This is a genomic window from Bacillus sp. JJ1764, assembly GCF_036962145.1.
Lineage (GTDB): Bacteria > Bacillota > Bacilli > Bacillales > Cytobacillaceae > Neobacillus.
In genome coordinates this window covers 1-7,740 of the sequence record NZ_JBALNY010000175.1, presented here as the reverse complement: position 1 = coordinate 7,740, position 7,740 = coordinate 1, and the positions used below count along the sequence as shown (strand labels likewise).

Sequence of the window (7,740 nt, the reverse complement as noted above, 5' to 3'; positions counted from 1 at the left end):
AGAGCGGGAAGTAGGAGAAACTTGTCTCTCATATGCTTGATGAAAGACAAATTTGAAATAGTTACTGAGTAGGCTGTCTTTCATGCCTCAAGCATAAATTTATTCCTAGCAAAAAAGAGAGGTCTAGGAAAAATTAACAAGTTTAATAATCCAATATCAAAATAATACCACTATAATAGACGTCTCATATCCCATAAAATATAATAAAAGAATAGAATACAATTGGGAGAGAGACATGAAAACGGTTAATAAACAGAATCAGCTTTTGTCAGAACGATTTGAGGTTGCCTATAATCAGGTACACGAAGCATTACGGGGTATTGTGAAAATTAATGATGAACGATTTGTCGTTTTGGTGAAGGTTGGAGCCAAAAAGTATCAAGTGATTGAAACCTTTAAAAAAGACCTAGAGCAATACGCTAGATTAAGGAATGCCATTGTGCATGAGAAAATGGAAGTGGGCTTTTATATTGCTGAGCCCAATGCTAAAGTGGTAAACCATATTGAAAAAATCGCCAATATTTTAAGCAAGCCAAACTACGCGATTTCAATTGCAAGCAAAAACGTGGTTTCTTTTGATTACAATGATAGGATCTTGAAGGTAACGGCAGCTATTAAAGAACATGGTTACTCGAAATTTCCTATCTATAAAAATAAATCCTGCATCGGTCTGCTGACAGCAAGCTCTATAATGAAATGGATGGCCATGAACATGGAAAATGGCTTGGTAAATTTAGCAGATATTCATGTGTCTGATATTATGAAGTTGGAAAAAAATCATCCAATAGACTTCGTATCAAAAGAGATTAATATTTTTGATGTAGAAAATATATTTGAAAAAGCACATAAAAAGAAGTCCAAGCTTGAAGCGGTTATCATTACAGAAAATGGCAGCGCAGACGAGAAACCCCTTGGGATTGTTACCCCTTGGGATCTCATTGAAATTGATTATACAGTGGATTAAAGAGCATGCCTTCGGGTGTGCTTCTTTTGTTGTAAGAATATGGTACAAAGCGTGTTTCATAGTGATATACTAGGATTTATAGTGATCGTGAAGGAGAGTTTCCATGAATTCTTTACTAGCGGAATTAAATCAAATATGTACTAAAAATCCTTTCAAAGAGAAAATCATCATTGTGGACAACCATGCGATTGGTGAACAAATCAATCAAGCATTTGTAAAAGTTGGTTATAGTGCTATAAATCTTAAATTTAAAACGGTGCTGGATCTTGCTAAAAACGTACTAGAACTTAAATCCAACCGATATTGGAAGAGTCTGGACCACACTATTGGGGTGCATTTTACCTATACCATTCTCAAACAGTTGAAGGAAACCGGTGCCCTCCAATACTTTTCCGGAATGGAAATAACCCCTTCCTTTAGCCATGCTATTTTTTCAACGATTCAAACATTAAGACTATCAGGGTACACCAAAAATACCTTCAATCAAAACGCCTTTATTTCGTTAGAAAAAGCTGCGGATCTAATCGAAATAATGGGAGAGTTCGAAGATATATTAAAAGTAAATCAATTATTTGATAGAGCTGACATTTTAAATCATGCACTTGAATTTGCCAGAATCGAAACGGAAAAGCTCTTTATTTTACAATCCAATCTTCAACTATTCCATTTGGAAGAGCAATTACTGGCAAAAATGTTACCTGAATCCACTACGAAACTTCCACTTGCGCCCGTATTGGGCATTGACCTTCCAGAAGGAACAAGTCTGAGCTCCATTCGCTGGGGAGAGCCGACAACCTTAAGCTATCTTTATCAGCAAGATGGCGCACAAAAGGCAGAGAATGTACGGATTTTCACAGCGAAAACCGAGGAATTAGAAGTAAAACAAATTTTGGCGCAAATAAAGACGTCAACAACGCCTCTTGATGAAAGTGTAGTTTATTACACAAGCCCAGGTGATTATAGTACCCTTTTCTTTCATCTATCGCAAAAAATCGATCTCCCTGTCACTTTTGGAGAAGGTCTTTCCGTATCATTTAGCCGTCCAGGCCGATTAGTTTCCGGGTTAATAAACTGGATTCAGTCAAATTACAGTGTCCAAGAATTACTGAATCTACTGAATGAAGGCTTACTAGAACTAGGTGAAGCGGTACCGACCAAAGGCAGGATCGCCAAAATCTTAAGAGATTTACAAGTAGGTTGGTCACAAGACCGATACCTGTCCCTAATTAATGCTGAAATAGAACAGTTAGATGAAGATGAAATGCGAGTAAGTGAACTTATCGTGTTAAAGCGATGGTTATCTGGTATTTTTAAAAAGCTGCCGCCGTACCAAACCCAGATGAATTACAAAAATTGCTTATCAGGTATTGCCTATGTTTTAACCAATCATTCCAAAACAAACTCGGCACTTGATGAGGTGTCCAAAACAGCTCTAATCGAGGAAATCGAGAAAATTTCTGCTTTTGCGGACGAAACCTTGCCTGCCTACGATGTATTTGAAAAGGTAAAGGATTTATTGTTATCCATTCGGGTCAACCAATCGCGATCAAAGCCGGGACATTTACATATTGATTCGTATAAAAACGGCTTATACAACAGCCGGTCTAATGTGTTTGTTGTAGGGGTGGATAATAAAAAGTTCCCAGGTAATTCAAGTGAAGACCCGTTGCTGCTTGATCAAGAGAGAATGGAGATAAACAGGGACCTCCCATTATTAAGAGATCAAGGAAAAGTTAATTTATATAGCTTATTGCAGCTTCTTGCTCATTCAACCGGTAGGGTATTTATTAGCTATTGCAACTATGATATGAATGGTAATCGGGTAGTCAATCCCGCCTTTATCGTATTACAGTGCTACCGTTTGATGACAGGTCAACAGGATGCAGAATTTAAGCAGTTAAAAACCTTACAGTCTTCTATCATTGCGAATGATATTTTTGAAGACAAGGAATTTTGGAATGAAAAATTGACGAATGACTCAACCGGTCTAGTATCGGAAGGGATCCTGAAGCATTTTTATCCGATCAATAAAGGAATTTTAGCCGAGATCGCGCGTCATTCAAACCATGTGACGGAATTTGACGGGGTGGTACACCTTAATGTTGATCACCATGACCCACGCTTAAATCCAGATAAAACCATGAGTGCAGGAAGGCTTGAAACACTAGCTAAATGTCCATACTCGTATTTTTTAAAGGAAGTTTTAAGAGTAAAGCCAGTTGAGGAGATCAGTTTTGATGCCCATAAATGGCTGGACCCGGCGACACGTGGAAGTCTATTGCACAGTATTTTTGAACAATTTTACAAGGGATTAACACAGGGAAAAGTGAAGCCTAATTATGCCCTTCATTTAGACCAGTTGATAATACTGGCAACAGGACTGATTGAGCAGCAACGGGAAATTCTTCCTCCGCCAAATGAGCGTGTTTATATACGTGAACTGAACGATCTATTGGAATGCTGCAAAATTTTCTTAAAAGAAGAGGAACGTCACAGTGAGGACTATCAACCACTCCATTTTGAATATTCATTTGGCTTGGAAGATAGGGAACCGGCGGTGATTAAGCTTCCTTCCGGGGAAGTGAAAATTGCCGGGATCGTTGACCGGGTGGACCAGTCGAAGGATGGATTCTATCACATTATTGACTACAAAACTGGCAGCACGTATGGCTATAAGAAAAATGGCGCTTTTAATGGTGGCCGTCAGCTTCAGCACATGATTTACGCCTTGGCGATTGAACAGCATTTGGGTCTAGATGAGGGATCAGTTACAGAAAGTTCTTATTATTTCCCAACGGTGAAGGGAATGGCCGAGCGGTATACCCGCAAGCAAGACAAAACATTAAGAACCAATGGAACAGATATTTTAGAAAAACTAATTGATCTCATCAGAAACGGACAGTTTGAGATGACGGATGATGCAAATGACTGTAAATTTTGCGAATTTAAACTTGTCTGCCGGCGACATTTTTATCCGAAAGAAATAATGGAGACTAAATTTACGAACCAGAAATTAAAGGGGGTGAGGGGCTATGACTAAGGTTATTTTAGATCATGCTGCACGCGATCAAATTAAACTGAATCTCGGGACCAACTTTCTAGTGGAAGCAGGAGCTGGTTCCGGAAAAACGACTAGTCTGGTGGACCGGATGGTAAATCTAATTTACACAGGTACAGCAGAAATCCAAGAAATTGTGGCGATTACCTTTACGAGAAAAGCAGCTGATGAATTAAAGGTTCGCTTTCAAGCTAAATTGGAGGATGCGTGGAAAAAGGAAGCTGACCTTGACGCACAATTTCGATTGGGTGTGGCATTACAGAATATTGAGTGCTGTTATTTGGGAACGGTCCACGCATTTTGTGCAAAATTGCTGCGGGAGCGCCCGATTGAAGCAAAGTTGGATTTAACCTTTAAAGAGTTAGAGGATGCTGATGATACCGATGTTTTAGAAGAAGCTTGGCAGAGGCATTTAGAGAACCTACTCGATAATGATCCAAGCCAATTCGATCGGATGGAGGAATTAGGGATATCCATGGATCATCTTTTCAAATGGTTGAAGGATGTTAGAGAATTCTCCGATGTTGAGTGGGTGACGGAAACCAATGAGAAGCCAGAACTGTTTGATGCTTATCAATCATTTATGATATTGGTCAATGAAGCCCGAAAAAGCATCCCCGATCAGGAGCCTGACAAGGGGTATGATTCCCTGCAAAAAGCGATTGTCATGGCGATTCAAAAGGATCGGTTTATCGACTCTTCAAAGGATAAGGAGCTAATTGGGATTTTCAGTTTTTTCGATAAAAATTTGAAGCCCACCTATAACCGCTGGCTGTCAAAAGAGGATGCCAAATTCTATGAAGAAAAAATGACTTCGGAGTTCGAAGTGAAAATAAAACCGCTGATTGTGGCATGGAAGGAATATTGCCATCCCATTATTATTGAATTTCTTAAGGAAGCAGTGACAACCTATGAGCAGCTGAAAAAGGAACGGTCCCTATTAAATTTTCAAGATTTAATGATGCATACCTCTAAGCTGTTAAAAGAAAATGCAGAAGTCCGAAGCTATTTTCAAGGGAAATATCGTTTTTTACTTGTTGATGAATTTCAAGACACCGACCCAATTCAGGCTGAAATTATGTTTTTTTTAACAAGTGAAAATATTGAAGAAAAGATATGGACGAACTGCAAGCCAAGAAGTGGTTCATTATTTGTTGTTGGTGACCCGAAACAGGCCATCTACCGTTTCAGACGTGCTGATATTGATACATATAATCGGGTTAAACAGTTAATCGAGGAGCATGGCGGTTCGGTACTGCAACTGACGACGAATTTCCGAACAGTCGATTCGGTCACTTCTGAATTGAATAAGGTGTTTAAAAAACAGTTGCCTGAAGTGGAAACCATTTATCAAGCTGCTTATCGCCCGTTAATTTCCTATCATGAAGATGATGGTACAGGTTTTACAGGTGTAAAAATGTTATCTGTGCCAGCAGATATTAAAAAGAAGGAAGAAGTCATTTCTTGTGATGCTGATAATATTGCCAAGACGATCCATCATTTAATGGAGCAAGGTCATCGAGCAAAGGACTTCATGGTGCTTACACGATATAATGACGGGATTGCCGTTTATGCCAATATCCTTGAGAATGCCGGAATCCCAGTAAGTATCAGTGGTGAGGTCATCCTTGGAGAAACCAGAGAATTCCAGGATTTATGGATCTTGCTCAGATCCTTTTTAGACCCAACGGATCAAGTTAGTTTGGTAGCAGTGTTACGCGGAATCTTTTTTGGCTTTAGTGATCAGGAATTATATCAATGGAAGGAACTCGGTGGAAGATTTTCCATCTATTCAGAGATTCCTGAGGGACTGTTCCCTGAAATAAAAGCAAAGTTTGAAACAGCCTTAACGAAATTACAGTCTTTTCAAAAGATGATCCGAAATCTCGCTCCAACCACTGCGATTGAAAAAATAATGGAGGCGGTTGGTTTCTATCCGTTGCTTTTAACATTTGGCAGAAACAAGCGTACCTATATTAGTCTTTTGCAAATCATCGAGGCTCTTCGCAAACAGGAAGCAGAAGGTCATACAACGTTCCATCAAGTTATGAATAAATTGACAGAATTAATTTTTGAAAAAACGGCTGTAGCCAACATGGAAGAAGAGGCGGACACAGTTAGAATTATGAACGTTCATAAAGCAAAGGGACTTGAAGCACCGATTGTCTTTTTAGCACATCCTGCAAAACAGGTAAACCCTGAATCGTTCCTTACAAAGCATATTAAACGGGAAGACCAATGTTCTAAAGGGTACTTTACTTTTGCCACCGATAGCGGTTTCCAAGTAAAGGAAATGGCGATTCCTCCTAATTGGGAAATTCATAAGGCAGAGGAGTTGAATTATTTAACGGAAGAGGAGCTGCGAATCATTTATGTAGCGGCAACCCGGGCAGAGAAAGCACTGATCATCAGCTCTAACGGCGGAAATAAGAAAAATCCATGGAATATCCTCTTTGGAATGGAAATGGTGGAAGAACTGGAAATTCCAGAACTTGATATCTGTGGGACGGAAACGGCGCCTTATGAGATTACATTAAGTGAATTTCAAGCAAGAACAGGTTGTAAAGATCTTTGGCTACATCAAAGTAAAGTGAAAACCTATGATCAATGGTCACCGACAAAAGAAAAGGATTATGCCCAAATCACGATTGAACGGGAATCTGGCGGGGGAAAAGATTGGGGTACCGTGATTCATGATGTATTTGACAAAGCGGTGCATGGACATGACCTTGAACATTTCATAAAGAACACTTTATTCAAATACAACATCTCGTTGGAAAAAGAGCCTGAAGTGTGGAAGCATGTTAAGAATTTAAAAAGTTCCTCACTATGGGATGATTTACGGCTTGCTGATATGGTGTTAACCGAAGTCCCTTTTACTCTTAAGCTGGAGAAGGGGAATCCTTTGTACACTTCTATTTCCACCCGGCCTGAGGATCAATATCCATTTTGGGTGAAGGGGACAATTGATCTTATCTATAAGAAAAACGACTTATGGACCATAGTCGATTACAAAACAGACCGGGCAAAACATGCGGAGGACTATGATAAGCTGCAGGAATTTTATAGCAGTCAACTTATGTTCTACAAGCAGGCTTGGCAGGATCTAACAGGTGAAGCTGTGGCTGACACGATTCTTTACTTTTTAGAGCCGAATTTGTTCAAGTCGGTACATGCATAACAGTAAAAAATGACTATCAAGCATTGGATTGATAGTCATTTTTTTAGATGTAAATGTGGAAATGATGTTAAAGACTTCCACCTTCAAATTCCTCGATCCTATTCCGTACATATTTCGGCACTGGTCTAGTTGTTTTAGTTTCAGGGTCATAGCTAACATAAATGATCTCAGCTAATAGAATTGGAGTGTCTTCTCCTTCTACAGTAATCATGCAATTCATCACCATGCTGGAGGTGCCGACCGTGGACATTTTGCACCAGATATTCAGCCAATCATTCAAATGAGCGGAATTCTTATATTCCAAAGTGGATTTGGCTAAGACAAAGTCAAAGTCGCTGCTGTTTAAATCTAAGCAAAGCCCCTCCTGAAAATATTCCGTTACCGCCACATCAATATAGGTTAAATAATGGGCGTTAAACACAATTTTTTGTCCATCAATCTCTGAGTAACGAACCTTTAGACGATGCGAGAAACGAAAATCATCCATCATTAATCACCCCAAAATTTGCTATTTCTTTTAAAAAATAGGCTGTGTTA

4 protein-coding genes are annotated in these 7,740 nt (G+C 39.3%); 3 read left to right on the top strand and 1 reads right to left on the bottom strand.

Annotated features, from left to right (window positions below):
* The first annotated feature begins 235 nt into the window (after positions 1–235).
* The 3 genes from V7083_RS20390 to V7083_RS20380 all read left to right on the top strand — a co-directional run bounded on the left by V7083_RS20390 (position 236) and on the right by V7083_RS20380 (position 7,203).
* The gene (locus tag V7083_RS20390) at positions 236–964 is read left to right on the top strand and encodes a CBS domain-containing protein (RefSeq protein ID WP_335481368.1); all 729 of its coding nucleotides are present in this window, start codon (positions 236–238) and stop codon (positions 962–964) included.
* Positions 965–1,067: 103 nt separating this feature from the next.
* The gene (locus V7083_RS20385; RefSeq protein ID WP_335481365.1) at positions 1,068–4,004 is read left to right on the top strand and encodes a PD-(D/E)XK nuclease family protein; all 2,937 of its coding nucleotides are present in this window, start codon (positions 1,068–1,070) and stop codon (positions 4,002–4,004) included.
* Positions 3,997–7,203 carry a UvrD-helicase domain-containing protein gene (locus V7083_RS20380; RefSeq protein ID WP_335481363.1) on the top strand — a complete coding sequence of 1,069 codons (3,207 nt, stop codon included), beginning with the start codon at positions 3,997–3,999 and terminating at the stop codon, positions 7,201–7,203. The genes V7083_RS20385 and V7083_RS20380 overlap by 8 nt, the downstream gene beginning before the upstream one ends.
* 67 nt (positions 7,204–7,270) lie before the next feature.
* On the opposite strand, the gene V7083_RS20375 is transcribed toward V7083_RS20380, so the two are convergent.
* Positions 7,271–7,690, bottom strand: coding sequence for an acyl-CoA thioesterase (locus V7083_RS20375; protein ID WP_335481361.1), 420 nt, complete (start codon positions 7,688–7,690; stop codon positions 7,271–7,273).
* Between the last annotated feature and the right edge of the window lie 50 nt (positions 7,691–7,740).